Source organism: Mesobacillus jeotgali, assembly GCF_014856545.2.
Lineage (GTDB): Bacteria > Bacillota > Bacilli > Bacillales > Cytobacillaceae > Mesobacillus.
This window is the reverse complement of record NZ_CP109811.1, coordinates 4,286,383-4,299,637: the sequence shown is the minus strand read 5'-3', so window position 1 is coordinate 4,299,637 and position 13,255 is coordinate 4,286,383. Positions and strand designations below refer to the sequence as shown.

The following is a 13,255-nucleotide window of genomic DNA, read 5'->3' as shown; positions in this document are numbered from 1 at the left end:
AGGCTGTTTCGAGTGCTTAAAAAGAAAAATTCAAAAATAAGACATTATCATTTCACAGTGGAATTTGATACAATGATAACAAGTTAATAAAACGGCAGGAGATCTGGAGAGACCGCGAAGCATTACCGTCCATTAGGTAATGTTTTTCGTGGTCTCTTTTTCTGTTCTAAGGGAGGAAAACACCATGTTCACGAATACAAAACGCAATGATATTATCTCCAATTTAAAAAACAATAAATTTGATTTGCTAGTCATCGGCGGCGGCATTACAGGTGCGGGAATTGCTCTTGACGCCACTACGAGAGGGTTAAGTACCGCTGTTCTTGAAATGCAGGACTTCGCGGCAGGTACGTCCAGCCGTTCTACAAAGCTTGTTCATGGAGGCCTTCGTTATTTGAAGCAACTGGATGTGAAGGTAGTAGCTGAAGTAGGGAAGGAAAGAGCGATCGTTTATGAAAATGGGCCGCATGTAACGACTCCTGAGTGGATGCTTCTTCCGTTTCACAAGGGCGGAACCTTTGGCAGCTTTACGACTTCAATTGGCCTGCGAGTCTATGACTTTCTAGCAGGTGTAAAAAAGGCCGAAAGGAGAACGATGTTTTCCAAGGATGAAACATTGCGAAGAGAGCCGCTTATTAAAAAGGAAGGTTTAAAGGGTGGCGGATATTACGTCGAGTACCGCACGGATGATGCGCGACTGACAATTGAGGTCATGAAGGCAGCGGTTGAAAAAGGCGCAACAGCACTAAATTATGCCAAGGTAGAGAACCTTCTTTATGAAAACGGCAGGATTGTTGGCGTCATAGTCAATGATCAGCTATCAGGGAATAAGTACGAGGTCTATGCAAAGAAAATCATCAACGCTACTGGTCCGTGGGTGGATAACATTCGTGAAAAAGACGGCTCCAAGAAAGGCAAGAGCTTAATTTTATCAAAAGGTGTCCACATTGTTATCGACCAGTCTCGATTCCCGCTCAAGCAGGCAGTCTATTTCGATACGCCGGATAAAAGAATGGTGTTCGCAATTCCTCGCAACGGCAAAGCATATGTTGGCACGACCGACACGTTTTATGATGAGGATAAAGCAAATCCGAAAATGACCCAAGCCGATATGAACTATTTGATCAATGCGATCAACTACATGTTCCCGGAGGTTAAAGCAAAGCCTGAGGATGTCGAGTCCAGCTGGGCTGGAATCCGTCCGTTAATCCACGAAGAAGGAAAAGGACCGTCCGAGATTTCCCGTAAAGATGAAATTTGGGAATCAGAGTCAGGATTGATTACGATTGCCGGCGGCAAGTTGACAGGCTACCGCAAGATGGCGGAAACAATTGTTGACCTTGTGGCCGGGAAATTGGAGTCCTCAGAAGGCCGGAAGCTCAATTCTAGCCAAACGATGCATTTGCCTATTTCTGGAGGAGACTTTGGAGGTTCAGAAAAGTTCCAGCAGTTTATTGAAGCAGCAGCGCAGCAAGGAGTAAAAGCTGGCCTGTCTAAAGAGGATGCCAAGCACATTGCATCATTTTATGGTTCCAACGCTCCGATCGTGTTTGGCCTGATCAATGAAAGAAAGGAAGAGGCTGAGAAATTCAATCTGCCGCTCATTACCTTTGCGAAATTGGCTTATGGAATTCAGCATGAGCTTATTGCCACACTTGTTGATTTCTACTTCAGAAGAACGGGAGATTTACTGTTTGATATCGATTCCGTATATAAAACAAGAAAAGGTGTCAGCAATTATATGGCGGAACTCTTTAGCTGGTCAGAAGCTGAAAAAGCTAGATTCGAAGCAGAACTTGATCAAGAAATCAATAAGGCGACCATACCGGTTGAATAAGTACAGATATAATATTCAGTAAGCCTCCTTTTATAAGGAGGTTTTTTATTTAGGCTCGTGTAATAAACTTTGTTACCAGAAGTAAAAATCGGTTTGCAGTTTAATTCAGAAACCTTCTCAAAAATAACCGACACATTTTTCAGCGTGATCACCTAATCATGTACGAAAAGGAACAATCAGTGCCAAAACAGCCTTTCTTTAATAACTCCCTGGCCTTTTTTCAGGATAATCCGTAAACACTCCATCCGCTCCAATCTCATAAGCCTGCTGAATGTCGTCGTCACTATTGACGGTAAAAAGGTGGACCGCCAACCCATGACGATGGGCTTTTTTAATATATTCTACATCTACCTTTCCGAAGTTGGCTCCGATTCCGGACGCATATTTCTTCAGCGACCGGAGCTCTCGGTCTGTCAATCTTGCCTTACCAGAATATCTGTAAAGCTGGATCAGCGGAATTCCCGGTTCCAGCTTATGGATTTTCCTCAGGCTTTTGCTGTGAAAAGATTGAATGATGACTTTCGATTCAGACTGAACCAGCGAATGCTTCCTAAGTAGATTGATTAACTTCACTTCCATCCCTGGCGATTTGGTTTCGATGTAGTAATTTACGCTTTTTCCATAACGCTGAAAAATTTCCTCGAGTGTGGGGATTTCTGCCTTTTCATAGGCGGAATCTGCGAGTTGTGGGTACTGCTCATTGAACCACGAACCGGCTTCCAGCGCCTTGATTTTATCCAGAGTTTGCGTTTTTACAAGCCCGGAGCCATTCGTCGTTCGGTCCAGTTCAGAATCATGCAGGGCGATCAATTCACCGTCTTTTGTCATCTGCAGGTCTATTTCGATATAATCGGCACCTGAGTGCACTGCCAGATCATAAGCAGGCAATGTATGTTCAGGCGCGTAGGCCGATGCTCCTCTATGAGCGATGATGATGAAATCTTCCGTTAAAACAAAAGCTGGTGCAACTCTGCGATTCTCACAACCGGCACTTACCAGCAAAATTAAACAGAGGAATAAAAGCGATATAGTTCTCATGATTCCCTCACTTTTTGTGAAATGTAATTTCCTAACATACTAGCAAACTAAAAAACATATACTCTCAATATATATTGCAAACTTTACAAGTTAATACTTTGTGACGGAGACCAGGAGACCACATCTACTGCCTGAATGGATAGGCATTATTTGTGGTCTCTTTTTTCAGGAAAAGGATTTATAGAGAAAGGGTGGCGAGCATGAAAAAAGTAGAATTGGTTGGTGTTTCGAAATCATATGATAAAAAACAGAAGTCATTTCAGATATTACAGTCACAATCGAGCCCGGAGAGTTCTTCGTCCTCGTCGGTCCGTCCGGTTGCGGAAAAAGTACGATGCTTCGCATGATCGCCGGCCTGGAGGAAATCACGGGCGGAACCCTGAAGATTGGCGATGTCGAGGCGAACTGGCTTCCGCCAAGCAAAAGGGATATCTCAATGGTTTTTCAAAACTATGCTCTATATCCACATTTAACGGTTGAGGAGAATATCATCTTCGGGCTTCATGTAAAAAAAGTCCCGAAAACAGAGCGGAAAAAGCGCTGTGAGGATGTCGCGGAAATGCTCGGACTGACACCGTACCTGAAAAGGAAGCCCCGTGAGCTGTCCGGCGGCCAAAGACAGCGGGTCGCGCTAGCGCGTGCGATTGTCAACCAGGCCCCGATTTGCCTGATGGATGAGCCATTATCCAATCTGGACGCCAAGCTGCGCGCGCATATGCGGTCGGAAATCCGCCAAATCCAGAGGCGGCTTGGCATCACGATGATTTATGTCACCCATGACCAGGTCGAGGCGATGACAATGGGGGACAGGATCATGATCCTTCATGACGGGAAAATCCAGCAGATTGGCAAGCCGATCGATATTTACAATAATCCGGCCAATCCTTTTGTCGCGACATTTATTGGCTCACCGCCGATGAATATTGGCGAAGGGAAGGTCAATCAAGAAAAGGATGAGATTGTATTCAGTGAGGAAGCAAAACTAGCCATACCGGTAGAAGATCGTCATCTGTTAAAAACAGACATGATCATTGTCGGTATCCGTCCCGAGCATCTTAAGGCAGCGACGAAGGAGACGAAGGTGGAGGATAAGATTTATGTGAAGACGACCAATGTCGAGGTGCTCGGCAATGAAACGATTTTCTCCTTCGATATGGGCGGCAGGGAATGGATGGCGAAATGGACCGGCCAGTGGCGGATTGACGTCGGGGATTTGGTCCCAATTGTCATCAGCTATGATTCGGTCTGCCTGTTTGACAGCTCTACGGAAAAAATCATCAAGATTCCTACAGACATCGAGAACCATGTGTTTGATAAAGAGGTGTTCCTATGAAAGCAGACGCTCCTCGGAAACTGGGATTTTGGAGGAAATCACTTAACGCCCGCACAGCCCTTTTGTATCTGTTTCCGTCGATCCTCCTGTTTGCGGTTTTCATTTTTTACCCGATGTTCCGGACGATTTACCTGAGCTTTTTCCTGACCGACCAGCAGGGTGCCGCTGCATTGTTTGTCGGCTTTGAAAATTACGCCTATCTTTTCGAGTCAAAGGAATTCCGCAACAGTATCAAGGCGACGGTGCTATTTGTCCTGTATACCGTTCCAACAGGGGTGATCATCGCGCTGTTCCTGGCTCTGATCGCTAATGAAAAGCTGAAAGGAATCGGCTTCTTCCGGACTGTCTATTCCTCGACAATGGGCATTTCGGTCGCTGCTTCCTCTGTTGTCTGGCTGTTTCTGTTCCACCCCAGCATCGGGATGTTCAACCGGCTGCTGAATGTCATGAATTTGCCAGGTGTGCAGTGGCTGCTTGATCCAGATTGGGCGCTCGTATCGATTTCAATCTCAACAATCTGGATGAATATCGGGTTCTCTTTTCTCATCCTGCTCGGCGGACTGCAAAACATCGATGAATATTTATATGAAAGCGCGAAGATCGACGGTGCCGGCTACTGGTATCAGCTGCGCAGGATCACGATTCCGATGCTGTCGCCAACATTGTTTTTCATCATCACGATTTCCTTGATCAATGCATTCCAGACATTCGGGCAGGTCGATATTTTAACGAAGGGCGGCCCTTCCCAGGCAACCAACCTAATCGTTTATTCTATCTACCGGGAAGCATTCGTCAACTATCAGTTCGGGACGGCAAGCGCCCAGGCAGTCTTTTTGTTCATCTGTATTTTAATCGTGACGATTTTGCAATTTAAGCTCGGAGAAAAGAAGGTGCACTATCAATGATGATGTCGACACCGAAAAAAATCCTGTTTTACATTTTGCTGGCGATTTCTGCCTTCCTTGTCTTTTTCCCGGTGATGTATGCCTTCATGATCAGCTTCATGTCTGGCGGGGAAATCCTGCAGGGAAAGTTTTTTCCTGAATCGATCCATTTTGATAACTATGTAAAAGTGTTCGACCGGCTGCCGCTGATGAATTACCTTATCAATAGCTTCGTCGTGTCTTTCGGCGTCATGCTTGGCCAGCTGGTAGTCTGCAGTCTGGCGGCATATGCCTTTGTTTTCATTCCATTTAAGGGAAGGGACTTCATCTTCTTCGTGTTTATCTCGACGATGATGATTCCCTGGGAAGCAACGATGATTCCTAACTTTTTTACCATCCAAAAGCTTGACTGGATGAACACATATCAAGGGTTGACCGTGCCATTTTTCGCATTGGCGTTCGGGACCTTCCTGCTGCGGCAGCACTTCAAGACGATTCCCAAGGAGCTGCATGAAGCAGCGGAAGTTGCCGGGCTTGGAAAGTTTGCTTTCTTCTGGAGAGTGATACTGCCTGTGTCAAAAACAAGCCTTGTCACGCTGGGTGCCTACGGATTCCTGACGACATGGAATATGTATTTATGGCCATTGCTCGTCACAAGCACGGACCAGGTAAGGACGGTGCAGATCGGCTTGAAGCAGCTGCAATCCCAGGAAGTTGCCACTGAATGGGGCGTCGTCATGGCGGGAGTGATCGTGGTCATCATCCCGACGCTGCTATTGCTTTTTGCAGGTCAGAAGCAGCTCCAAAAAGGCCTGACCCAGGGAGCGCTCAAGTAATTCATTTAGGTTTCAACTTCTGGTATCCAGAAGCATTTTAATAAAAGGGGTGTTCAGCAAGATGGTGAAAAAGTTCAGATGGTTCCTCGTGATTAGTGCGATTTTCAGTCTGTTGGTCATGACGGCATGCTCGAATGATGCAAGCAAGGGAGATGACAAAGACAAGGAGAAGGATGGCGGCACGAAGCCGGGCGAGAAAACAGAAATATCGTTCTGGCATGCGATGTCGGGGCCGGGCCAGGAAGCGCTTGATGGCATTGTCGCGGATTTCAACAATTCTCAGGATAAAGTTGTGGTCAATGCAGAATTCCAGGGTACGTATGAAGAAGCGCTGACAAAGCTTCGCAGTGTTGGCGGCACCGATAATGCGCCGGCCATCATGCAGGTATTCGAAGTAGGGACGAAGTATATGATCGAGAGCGGCTTCATCGAGCCGATGCAGACATTCATTGATAAGGACAATTATGATCTGTCCCAACTTGAAGAGAATATTCTTAACTACTATAAGGTTGATGGCAAGCTTTATTCGATGCCATTCAACTCTTCGACTCCGGTAATGATTTATAACAAGGATGCTTTTAAAGAAGCGGGTCTGGACCCTGAAAGCCCGCCACAAACGTTTAGCGAAGTAAAAGCTGCTGCAGAAAAGCTGACGAAGAAAAATGAGCGTTTTGGTTTCTCAATGCTGACATATGGCTGGTTCTTTGAACAGCTAGTCGCCACACAGGGTGGTCTGTATGTCGACAATGATAACGGCCGCTCTGATGACGCAACAAAAGCTGTGTTTAATGGAGAAGAAGGCCTTCGTGTCTTCAAGTTCCTGGACGACATGAACAAAGCTGGAACTTTCGGCAACTACGGAACGAACTGGGATGACATCCGGGCTGCCTTCCAGACAGGAAAAGTCGCGATGTACATGGATTCATCAGCAGGTGTTGCCGGCGCGATCAATAACTCATCATTTGATGTAGGAGTAGCCTATATCCCTTATCCGGATGAAGTCGAGAGACAGGGTGTCGCAATTGGCGGAGCATCATTATGGATGAGCAAAGGGATTGGCGAGGATAAGCAGCAGGCAGCATGGGAATTCATGAAGTTCCTCGCCTCACCGGAAAGCCAGGCGAAATGGCATATCGGCACAGGCTACTTCGCCATCAACCCGGCTGCATATGAAGAAGACATCGTGAAGAAAGAGTGGGAAAAGTATCCGCAGTTCAAGGTAACAGTAGACCAGCTGCAGGATACAAAACCATCCTTTGCGACCCAGGGTGCATTGATCTCCGTCTTCCCTGAATCACGCCAGCAAGTCGTCACCGCACTTGAAAACATGTACCAGGGAACACCGCCACAAGAAGCACTAGACCAGGCAGCAGAAGGAACAGACAGAGCCATTGAAATCGCCAATAAAACAAAGAAAAAATAACTTTACCACACTAACGCGCCGGGGGTCAGACCCCGCGCGTTAGTGCGTTTGTATGGTAAAGGGCATAAAAAAACCCCCGTCTTTTACCAGAAGAAGGGGGAAGCCCAAAATGGCTATTCAACCAAAATCTAATATATCTTACGCTTGCTAACTAAGTTTTATTAGGGTAATTCATTATGGTAAAATAAAGAATTAAGTGTAAAAAAATATCAAAATACACTGTAATAACCATATTTATAGGGAATTACCGCTACTAAATGGGTAATTATAGTCGAAAAACCAAAAAGTAAAACTGGATTTTGAGGACTTTGTCCTAAATAATTTTTTTATTTTTTTATCCCCAAGTGTGATTTAAACTCTTCCTGAACCCTTTGTTTTTCGGCATCATCCACCTGGTAATAGTAAATCCCATCAATTTTTCCGCCTGTGCCCTTCATCTCAATCTCCTCGATTTGTTTGCCGGCTTTTTTGTATTTAGACTGAATATCATACATCTCGCTAAATGTCAGGTTTGTTTTAACATTGTTGCCTAAAGCTGTAAGTATTTCATCGTAGTTCCCTAAAGAAGAAAGTTTGGCCCCCTTGCGGATTACCGCGCGGATGATTTCCCTTTGCCTTTGCTGTCGGCCGAAGTCGCCTCTCGGATCCTCGTATCTCATTCTCGAATAAGCAAGCGCCTTTTTCCCGTCAAGGTCAATTTCACCCTTGGGGAAATCATAGCCTCCATATTTAAAGCTGAAATCATTTTGAACAGTCACACCGCCTACGGCATCAACAATTTCTAAAAAGCCTTCCATATTGACCTGCAAATAATAATCAAGCGGGATATCAAGCAGGTTTTCCACGGTATCCAATGACATTTCTGGACCGCCGAAAGCATAGGCATGGTTAATTTTGTCCTGAAAGCCTCTTCCGATGATTTCTGTTCTTGTATCCCTGGGAATGCTCAGCATTTTTACAGAGTTCTGATCAGGGTTTACCGTAACCACGACCATCGTATCGGATCGGCCGGTGTCGCCGTCACGTTCGTCGACTCCAAGCATTAGTACGGAGAAAGGTTCTGCTTTTTCAAGTGTAATGGGTGTAACTCTTTTTTCGGATTTTTCCCGGCTGATTGGCTCGTGTATGGAATCTACTGTCTTAGTTACTGAATTATATAAAGAATAGGAGTAGATCCCGATTGCTGAAATCATCAACAGGAAGAACGCAATCAAAATTCGTCTCCATATTTTTTTATTCCCTTTGGCGTTGCGGGTCATGTGTATAAAACCTCCGATTTAATATGCTTATCTTATCCTTTACAAGATATTGATGCTTTAAAACAATAATATGATGGGATATATAATTGATTTGAGAATCCTTGCAATCTATCAAGCAGAAGTAGGGGGATATACCTGTTAAAGGGGTTATTGCATGAGATATTTATACTATCTATATTCCCTATTAATAAGGGAATATTTACATGTATTAGAAAAACTTTAAATTTGCTAAAATCTTTTTAGCAAGAATGGGTTTCTTGTAAAATATCAACTTATTATTCCAGGAGGAATTACATTGGCAAATCGTTCTTTTAACAAATTTTTAGCAGCAGGAACTTCTGCGGCGATTGTCGTTTCTGCGGTTGCACCGGCAGCATTGGCTCACGATAATCATGTGTTTACAGATGTGAGCGGAAACTATGAAGAAGCAGTTTATTCTCTTCATGATTGGGGCATTGTCAACGGAAAGTCAGAAACTACTTTCGGGACAAACCTTAACTTAACTCGTGGGGATGCAGCTGTCATCATGGCAAATGCTCTTGGCCTTGATATTGAAAATGCACCTGATGCTGGTTTTACTGACCTGATTCCACGTATTGAAGGATCGGTAAATGCACTTGCTGAAGCTGGTATCATTTCCGGCGTCGGTAAAGGCAAATTTGCCCCGAATGAGCCTTTGACTCGTGGCGCGATGGCAAAAATTCTTGTTTTAGGATTTGGATTAGAGGACTTTGCTGTTGAAACTCCATTCACAGATGCAGTCGGAGCGTTTGGGCCTTATATCGAATCTTTATATGGAACTGAAATTACGTTCGGTAAGACAGCGGTTTCTTTTGGGACCAACATGAACATCACTCGTGGTGATTTTGCCAACCTCCTGTATAGAACTTTCATGTTCATAGATGAGAACATTTACTTCCCATATGCAGTAACTTCTGAATTTGTGGATTCAAATACATTGAAGGTTACTTTGGAAGAAGCGGCACCTGTGGAATATACACCTCAGGATATCGCAGATGGCCTCTTGATCTATATTGAAAACGAAGATGGATCAATGACCATGCCAGTTATGGCAAATGCTGTTCTTTCAGAAGACCGCATGACAGTAACATTTGATATCTCACCAGACCTAGCTGGTAAAAAAGGAATCATCTATGTAGACGACATCGAACAGAACTTCGATTTCACAGTCAAATCAACGCCAGTATCAATCAATATCGATACAAAAGGAACAAGCACAACAGGCACAGCACTAATTTAACGCATAAAACCCCTGGGGGTCAGACCCCCAGGGGTTTTATGCGTTAAAGCGTTGGGGGTCTGACCCCCAATGCTGTGACGCGGTGATTTATTGTTGTTCTTGGTGGATGTAATCGATTGTGTATGTGTCTACTGCGCTCCACAGGAGTGTTCGCAGGAGGTTGTCTTTGTTGTTGATGCTGTTTACATAATAGCCGTCAAGTCTGCTGAGCAGAAGGTTGTAGGCTTGTTCTGCTGGTCTTTTCAAAATGTACTCGCTATACTCGCTGTCCCAATAACTGATCGCGAACATGATAATTTCTTTCTTTTCAGCTGAGGTCATCTGCTGCCACATGAAGCCATCAAGGTATGCGAGCGATTCGTACTGGAATGTCATGTACAGCCCCTGCATGAAGTAGGCGATCTCATATTCATAAATTTCCCCGTCGTCATAAGTTACTTCAATTGTCTCTCCGTCGATCAACTCAACATCAATAGCTTCTTCGACCAGTTCCAGAATGATTCGGTTAAGTGCAAGCTCGTAGTACTTCAATTCTTCCATTTTGAAACGATAGGTCAGCTTAGCGAACGCTTCGCGAGTAGTCGGGTCATGAGGGAAATAATATTTTCCATTCCCTTCGATAAAACCGATATCCTTCAAAAAAGTCACATGCGGCTGGGCCCAGCTGGATACTTTTTGAATGTCTGCAAAACTGGCATTATACTCCAGCAGGACCACGAATTCTTCTAATCCCATCGCCCTGACAAACATCACGGCCATTTCCTGGCGAGTAATCAAAGTGTTCGCTCCGAACAATGTCTTTGATTTTCCATAAGTGATTTCCGCTTTTACCAGCGCGCCTACATATGGCCGCGACCAATCGGCTAAATCTGTGAATTGTGCAGCGGCCTTTGAATCTAATGGCAGTTCCATGGCAAGAGCAAGCATTTTAGCAAACTGCGCCCTTGTCAAATTTTCTTTAGGCCTGAACGTTCCATCAGCATATCCGGAAATTACATTGTTTTTCGCGAGTTCTTCTATGTAAAACTTCATTGGCGACCTATCTATATCTTTAAATGTCGCAGAAGCTGAAGCAGAAGGGCTCGAGTGCAAACCAAGAACAATTGTAAAAGCAAGCAGCAATACGGTCATTTTCCGCATTGTATTTCCCCCTTTATAATCTAGTAGTCAGCTAAATTTTACATATGAATACTAGATAAATATATTGGTAATTAAAGGATAAAGTTAACTCAGAAAATGGCAATACACAGGCTTATTATGTAAAAATGCCTATTTATACCCATCAATCACCAATCGACAAAATATGTTTATTGTGGTAAAAATATTTTGGTAGATACAGATAATGGTAGATTACATAATAGGGGGAAAAGAGTTGAAGTTTGTAAAGAAGGTAGTCGTCACATTAGCCGTGAGTCTTCTGTTCCTTCAGTCAGTAACAGTGCATTCTGGGTTTGCAAGTGTATTTGAACAATTCCAGGTGTCACCAGGCGTTAAATACACTGAAAACAAGGAGTATATTAACAGTAACACGCAGTCAATCAAAGTTCTTGAAGTGAATCTTCAGGATCCATATACGAGGCTGGATGTTTCAATTCCGGAAATCGGAAAAATCTCAAGTACTACAGCGCAGGCGAAAGCTGTTCACCGAGCAGGCAATAGAGTAGTAGGAGCGATTAATGGTTCTTTTTTCGATACAAACACCAAACTGCCAATGTACCTTATTGCTCAAAATGATGTTTTGGTGAATTCCGGGATCATCGCCTCTGGGCGCGACCAGTATGTGAATGAACCGATCGCTTTTGGGATCAATGCAGCCGGCAAGGCACAAATCGAGTATTTTGACCTTGACCTAACTGCTGTCCATAATGGGACAGAAGCTGAAGTCACCAGCCTGAATAAAATCAGGAATAATGATAATTTGATTATGTATACACCGGATTATATGGATGGATATACGAATACCAATGCATTCGGTTATGAGGTTATTTTTACAGGAGCTTCGAAAAATAAGAATCTATCATTCGGTGATACCATCACTGGAACTGTCAGCGCTAAACGCCTATATAATGATGCAACACCAACAAAAATCCCTGCGGACGGATTTGTACTATCTGCGCACGGTACTGCGATGGAATTCCTAAAATATATGCAGGTAGGAGAGCAGGTACAGATTTCGATTGGAATCGATGAGAAGTGGAAGGGCGCTAAATACATATTGGCGAGCGGCCCGAGGCTTGTGGATAATGGAGCAGTTTCCTTGAGCATAACTCCTTCGAGCCCACGTGCTACTGAGAGAGCACCAAGAACCGCAATCGCAGTTGACCGAACTTTGAGTAAGGTTTTCCTGGTCACCGTGGATGGAAGGCAATCCGGTTATAGTAAGGGGATGAACCTGACAGAGTTCGCCCAGTATCTTGTAAAACTAGGCGCCTATAAAGCTCTTAATCTAGATGGAGGCGGCTCGACCACGATGCTTGCCCGTAATTATGGAAGCGATATGGCTACATTGATCAACCGGCCATCTGACGGCTGGGAAAGATCGGTGTCCACGACATTGCAGGCGATCAGCACTGCACCAGTTGGGGCCGAGACCAGCTTTGGCGTAGGGCTTTCAAGTTCGTCTGTCAATGTTGGATCTACCATTACGGTTTCTCTTAAATATGTACTTGACCAATTTTACAACCCGCTGGCAAAGGATCCGTCAAAATTGAAACTTTCCAGCACAATGGGCACATTTGAAGGCAACACTTTAAAAACGACTAAAGTTGGTGACGGAGTAATCGTCGCGACATATGGCAACATGACAAAACAAATCCCGATTAAGGTGAAAAATGATTCTCCTTTTGTGGATATCCCTAGCACGCATAAATATTACTCAATCATCAAGTATTTATATGATCAGGATGTTATTGCTGGTTACGCTGACAACACGTATAGGCCTGCAAACACGCTGAAGCGTATCGATGCAGCATTATTGCTTGTACGGTCATTAAAGCTTGATACCACAAACGTGCAGGATGTAAACTTCGTGGATGTTCCGAAGACATACCGTTTTTATAATGAAATAGCGGCAATTACGAATGCCGGAATTATATCAGGTAAACAAAACGGGACGCTTTTCGACCCGAATGCACCTTTGACGAGAGCAGAGATGGCCGTCATCCTGCAAAAAGGCTTTAAATTAGAGGGCACAGCAGTGACACCATTTACAGATGTCCCTGAACAAAGCTTTGCATACAATGCGATCTCAGCACTGTACGCAAACAAAATCACCGAAGGATACGGCACACTGTACAAGCCAGCCAACACAGTCGACCGCATCCAATACGCCCTATTCCTATACAGGGCACTGCAAAACCAAAAGTAAAATTAGAATTATAATAT

At 44.3% G+C, this 13,255-nt stretch carries 9 protein-coding genes and 1 pseudogene; 7 read left to right on the top strand and 3 right to left on the bottom strand.

Annotation, left to right across the window (positions count from 1 at the left end; genetic code table 11):
• The first annotated feature begins 184 nt into the window (after nt 1-184).
• Nucleotides 185-1,837 carry a glycerol-3-phosphate dehydrogenase/oxidase gene (locus FOF60_RS21990; RefSeq protein ID WP_192473609.1) on the top strand — a complete coding sequence of 551 codons (1,653 nt, stop codon included), beginning with the start codon at nt 185-187 and terminating at the stop codon, nt 1,835-1,837.
• A 198-nt stretch (nt 1,838-2,035) separates the two neighbouring features.
• Here the strand turns inward: FOF60_RS21990 and FOF60_RS21985 are convergent, their stop codons facing one another.
• Nucleotides 2,036-2,875 (bottom strand): glycerophosphodiester phosphodiesterase, encoded by an 840-nt coding sequence (locus FOF60_RS21985; protein WP_192473608.1) that lies wholly within the window; start codon nt 2,873-2,875, stop codon nt 2,036-2,038.
• A 200-nt stretch (nt 2,876-3,075) separates the two neighbouring features.
• Between FOF60_RS21985 and FOF60_RS24475 the strand changes: the two are divergent.
• From FOF60_RS24475 to FOF60_RS21960, 4 genes and pseudogenes are all read left to right on the top strand, one after another.
• A pseudogene (locus tag FOF60_RS24475) lies at nt 3,076-4,208 on the top strand (ABC transporter ATP-binding protein).
• On the top strand, nt 4,205-5,113 hold the full coding sequence (locus FOF60_RS21970; protein WP_192473607.1) for a carbohydrate ABC transporter permease: 909 nt from the start codon (nt 4,205-4,207) through the stop codon (nt 5,111-5,113). The pseudogene FOF60_RS24475 and the gene FOF60_RS21970 overlap by 4 nt, the downstream one beginning before the upstream one ends.
• Nucleotides 5,114-5,115: 2 nt before the next feature.
• On the top strand, nt 5,116-5,928 hold the full coding sequence (locus tag FOF60_RS21965) for a carbohydrate ABC transporter permease (RefSeq protein ID WP_192473624.1): 813 nt from the start codon (nt 5,116-5,118) through the stop codon (nt 5,926-5,928).
• Between the two features lie 61 nt (nt 5,929-5,989).
• Nucleotides 5,990-7,351, top strand: coding sequence for an ABC transporter substrate-binding protein (locus FOF60_RS21960; protein ID WP_192473606.1), 1,362 nt, complete (start codon nt 5,990-5,992; stop codon nt 7,349-7,351).
• Nucleotides 7,352-7,677: 326 nt separating this feature from the next.
• Here FOF60_RS21960 and FOF60_RS21955 read toward each other — a convergent pair whose 3' ends face one another.
• Nucleotides 7,678-8,610: a polyisoprenyl-teichoic acid--peptidoglycan teichoic acid transferase TagU gene (locus FOF60_RS21955; RefSeq protein ID WP_192469930.1), complete on the bottom strand. Its 933-nt coding sequence runs from the start codon at nt 8,608-8,610 to the stop codon at nt 7,678-7,680.
• Nucleotides 8,611-8,905: 295 nt separating this feature from the next.
• Between FOF60_RS21955 and FOF60_RS21950 the strand changes: the two genes are divergently transcribed.
• Nucleotides 8,906-9,871: an S-layer homology domain-containing protein gene (locus FOF60_RS21950; RefSeq protein WP_192469931.1), complete on the top strand. Its 966-nt coding sequence runs from the start codon at nt 8,906-8,908 to the stop codon at nt 9,869-9,871.
• 87 nt (nt 9,872-9,958) lie between these two features.
• Here FOF60_RS21950 and FOF60_RS21945 read toward each other — a convergent pair whose 3' ends face one another.
• Entirely contained in the window at nt 9,959-11,011 is a 1,053-nt protein-coding gene (locus FOF60_RS21945; protein ID WP_192469932.1) for an S-layer homology domain-containing protein, read from the bottom strand.
• Between the two features lie 232 nt (nt 11,012-11,243).
• On the opposite strand from FOF60_RS21945, the gene FOF60_RS21940 reads away from it, so the two are divergent.
• Nucleotides 11,244-13,238, top strand: a complete 1,995-nt coding sequence (locus tag FOF60_RS21940; protein ID WP_192469933.1) for a phosphodiester glycosidase family protein — start codon at nt 11,244-11,246, stop codon at nt 13,236-13,238.
• The last annotated feature ends 17 nt before the right edge of the window (nt 13,239-13,255 follow it).

Excerpts from the sequence above, each read along its gene's own strand:
- FOF60_RS21945 (WP_192469932.1), bottom strand. The coding sequence starts at position 11,011 with ATGCGGAAAATGACCGTATTGCTGCTTGCTTTTACAATTGTTCTTGGT.
- FOF60_RS21985 (WP_192473608.1), bottom strand. The coding sequence starts at position 2,875 with ATGAGAACTATATCGCTTTTATTCCTCTGTTTAATTTTGCTGGTAAGT.
- FOF60_RS21965 (WP_192473624.1), top strand. The coding sequence starts at position 5,116 with ATGTCGACACCGAAAAAAATCCTGTTTTACATTTTGCTGGCGATTTCT.
- FOF60_RS21955 (WP_192469930.1), bottom strand. The coding sequence starts at position 8,610 with ATGACCCGCAACGCCAAAGGGAATAAAAAAATATGGAGACGAATTTTG.
- FOF60_RS21970 (WP_192473607.1), top strand. The coding sequence starts at position 4,205 with ATGAAAGCAGACGCTCCTCGGAAACTGGGATTTTGGAGGAAATCACTT.
- FOF60_RS21960 (WP_192473606.1), top strand. The coding sequence starts at position 5,990 with ATGGTGAAAAAGTTCAGATGGTTCCTCGTGATTAGTGCGATTTTCAGT.
- FOF60_RS21990 (WP_192473609.1), top strand. The coding sequence starts at position 185 with ATGTTCACGAATACAAAACGCAATGATATTATCTCCAATTTAAAAAAC.